Genomic DNA, 3,389 nt, shown 5'->3' with positions numbered 1-3,389 from the left:
AAATTTGGATATGTAAGGAATAAGACATAGAATCATCGCAAAAAAAACTGTCATGGACGGTGAGGGGGAGTTTTGTGTCTTAACTCAATAAGATTTTCACGGTAAAGTATTCTTTAGGAATATAACCTTCCAGACTTCCAGCATGTGATGGCGGTGGCAGCCATATGAGATCAAATCGACCTTCATTTAAGGCCTCCGCCCGCTCCCTGACGATATCATACCACTTGGGATGATCGTGTCGCACCGATTCCCAGTAAAACCCCTGGATCATTACCCTGTCGTCGTTAAACCCCGTTTGGCCGTCAGGCTGCACGTCGTACTGCGGTTTTGGATACATACTTCCTCCTTTGTTGGTTTTTTATCTCTTCGTCTTGTTTATCCATAGTAGCAACAAGTATAAGTGATAAAAAAAATAAAATCAAGAGAAATGTTCTTCACGTATTTAAATCGTTATATGTTGAAATAATTATATGAGAGCTATAAAGCCGCCCAAGCCGTCCCCCTTCTGCAGGGCTACCAGTTAAATCCTATGTTCTTTGTAAATATCGTGTGCAGGATTGGTATATCCAGGAAGAACAGGGCCATGACAAACACCGCCAGCAGTGCAACAAAGACCATAAACCCCACTTGGGTGAATAGCTGTTGTGGTCGTTGGGCGGGAGAGTCGTACTGCAGGCCGATCTTCAGGTACCACGTAAACAATGCAGCAAATAGCGGAAAGCTCATTATGAATTCGATGCGATACTTGATGAGAAATATGCCGAGAAACAGCGACGACGTAATGGCATAAAAGAAACTCGACAGCAATAGCCTGTCAGCCGTATAGTGGGCAAATGAGCGCCTGTACAAACCGGCCCGTTCGTGATCATTGATGAACCTGTACTCGGAGAACCTCTTTACGGCCATGAGAAATGCCCCGCCAAACCAATAACACAATAGTGCGCTGGCCGGTGGCAGGTATGTCTCAATGATAATCCCCCACCCCAGCACCAGACGTATGGGGTTGTTGATCGACTCGGTCAGGACGTCAACATAGATGTAGTCCTTGGCCCTTATTGGCGGGATGTTGTAGATGGCCCCCATCACAAGCAAAAATACAGCCGTAGCTGCAAACAGCTTCCCAACGTATACTGCAAGGGCCAACCCCACGCATACCAGCAATATGTACTGGAGCACCACGAACCTCAGTGTAACCAGTCCGGCGGCAGCGGGTCTGTTCTTTTTGGTTGGATGATGCCTATCAAAATCGGCGTCTATGTACTCGTTGATGACGTAGTTGGCCGAGGCAACCAGGGAGGCACTGATAAAGGCGATGACGGCCTTTTTCAGTGAATCTTGCGCTATGTTGGTTTCCATCAGAGTTGCGATGGCAAGGCCGGGCAGCATGAAGACGTTTTTGAACCAGTGGTCCGGCCTGGCGATCTGGATGTATGGACGCAGGTTCACGCCCCAACGACCGTAGGGAGCGGACTGCTCTTTTTATGAAACACTACAAGCATGGAATCAAAGAGGTTAAAGCCAACCGTCAGACGGTTTAATACATCCGGGGGGGTGAGCTTCAGGTATGAGGGCAGATACACGTTCAGACGCGACATCAGATATGCGGCGCTGAGATACCAGGCAGGTCTGCTAAAAGAGATTGGTCGGAGTCCTGCCCTTTCCAGGGCCAGAGATATCGTCTTACGGTTAAAGTATCCAACGTGCGCCACCCTGTAATGCCACCACCGATTGCCCGTCAACCGTGCCGCCAGCGATTGCACATCAGGGGTCACCAGCACGCCCACCGATTCCGCCGACATCACCCCGGCAACGTGCAACAGTACCTCCACGGGATTTGAGACGTGTTCGATGACGTCTATCAGTGTGACGACGTCGTATGGCGGGCTAAGAGAACGCTCAGGCAGTACGCCGCATACCACGTTTAACCCCTTTGCAACCGCCCTTTCGCACAACCAGGCTGAAGGCTCAATGCCAACGGCCTCAAACCCGTGTGCCAGTGCCCGCTGCATGAGATACCCAGTGCCGGCTCCAACATCGAGGAACTTCCCAGTTTTCTTGTACCGGATGATCGTCCTGAGGAGCTTGTCGGCTTGATGCAGGCGGTGTTGGCCGCTGCTGTCGTATTCCTCGTCCCTGAGGCTCTGGTAGTATTGCAGGACATCGGACAGTTGTGCGCACTGAAGGAAGCCGCAGTTGCGGCAGCGATATATGGCAGCCGTTGTCCCGTAGTTGGGGTCGGTGATGGCAAAGTTCACATCCGACAGCGGGCGCCGTATCGTCGAAGGACGCACCAATTCCAGCCCCCTGCCGGCGCATACCCAGCAGACATTGCCCTCTGTTATTACCACTGATAGATTATTCCAACTCTCATACTTGTTTAAAATAGCATGTGTGTTTATTGAAACGCAAGGGTAAAGTTTTTTTCGGGCACAATAGAGGACTATAATTGCCCGATATGCACTATAAATACCTGTCCATAATTAATTTTATACGTAAAGAAGTAAAGAAGGGGGCGGCTCTGCTTCTTGGCGCTCCAGGTCGCACCTGGCTGTTAATTATCATAAGAAACGATATATTTTAGTCATTTATTATCATTAAAAAGATACATCTAAAAAAGGAGGATACTATGGTTTTAAGGAGGCGTTTACCGACACACTACACTCCAACAACATCGGCTGATGCTTATGCTTATGCTCAGGAATTAGCTAGTCAACAGGACAATGCGGATGAAAGTAGACATACTGAGCCTGTTTTGAACGGTTTACGGAATGGTGAACCTGTATCGTTACGGCAAGATTACTTTGATTTCGATTAAGCTACCCCCTCCCCTAACCCCTCCCATAAAGGGAGGGGGATTGCTTTGTTTTTCAGAATGGCTCTCCTATAACATCATTCCAACTGACTTTCTCCATTTCATATTCAGGTTTAACACTGTTTCTCGGTAGAAAAACAACCTTAGAGGCAATACATTGTACTTTACTTTTCCTTTGACCTTCGTACTCCCAGATGCTTTCTTTAAGCCGTCCTTCCACTAAAACGGGATTGCCTTTATCTAAGCACTTATGACAACTTTCTGCCTGTTTACCGAAGGCAACAATATAGATGAATAACACCTCTTCATTGGCTGATTTTACTGCTAACCGTAGTGTAATAACTGGTACAACCTCTGTTCCTTTAGTTAGCAACCTGAAATCGGGAGTGTGTGTTATGTAACCGGCGAATGTAACTCGATTATACATTTTGAAAATCCTCGTTATATTCCTCTTTAATAGCCGGTTTCGGTATCCTCTTTAAAAAGCATGGTAGAGGGGCAGCAGAAAAATAATTATTGCAAAATAGATCAAGAAGTGATAGACTGTTATATATGAATCAAAGAGCAATAGAATCAA

4 protein-coding genes are annotated in these 3,389 nt (G+C 47.2%); all 4 read right to left on the bottom strand.

What is annotated here, in order from left to right; translation table 11 throughout:
• Positions 1–79: 79 nt before the first annotated feature.
• The gene (locus HWQ67_RS14900; RefSeq protein WP_218253482.1) at positions 80–337 is read right to left on the bottom strand and encodes a hypothetical protein; all 258 of its coding nucleotides are present in this window, start codon (positions 335–337) and stop codon (positions 80–82) included.
• A 176-nt stretch (positions 338–513) separates the two neighbouring features.
• The gene (locus tag HWQ67_RS14895) at positions 514–1,446 is read right to left on the bottom strand and encodes a UbiA prenyltransferase family protein (RefSeq protein WP_218253481.1); all 933 of its coding nucleotides are present in this window, start codon (positions 1,444–1,446) and stop codon (positions 514–516) included.
• Positions 1,443–2,348, bottom strand: coding sequence for a class I SAM-dependent methyltransferase (locus tag HWQ67_RS14890; protein ID WP_218253480.1), 906 nt, complete (start codon positions 2,346–2,348; stop codon positions 1,443–1,445). Before HWQ67_RS14890 ends, HWQ67_RS14895 begins: the two co-directional genes overlap by 4 nt.
• 519 nt (positions 2,349–2,867) lie before the next feature.
• Complete coding sequence (locus HWQ67_RS14885; RefSeq protein ID WP_218253479.1) at positions 2,868–3,239, bottom strand: single-stranded DNA-binding protein; 372 nt, start codon at positions 3,237–3,239, stop codon at positions 2,868–2,870.
• Positions 3,240–3,389 lie beyond the last annotated feature (150 nt).

The organism is Candidatus Magnetobacterium casense, assembly GCF_019173545.1.
GTDB classification, from domain to species: Bacteria; Nitrospirota; Thermodesulfovibrionia; order Thermodesulfovibrionales; family Magnetobacteriaceae; genus Magnetobacterium; species Magnetobacterium cryptolimnobacter.
The sequence above is the reverse complement of the archived record's forward strand: the minus strand, read 5'-3'. Positions and strand labels throughout refer to the sequence as shown.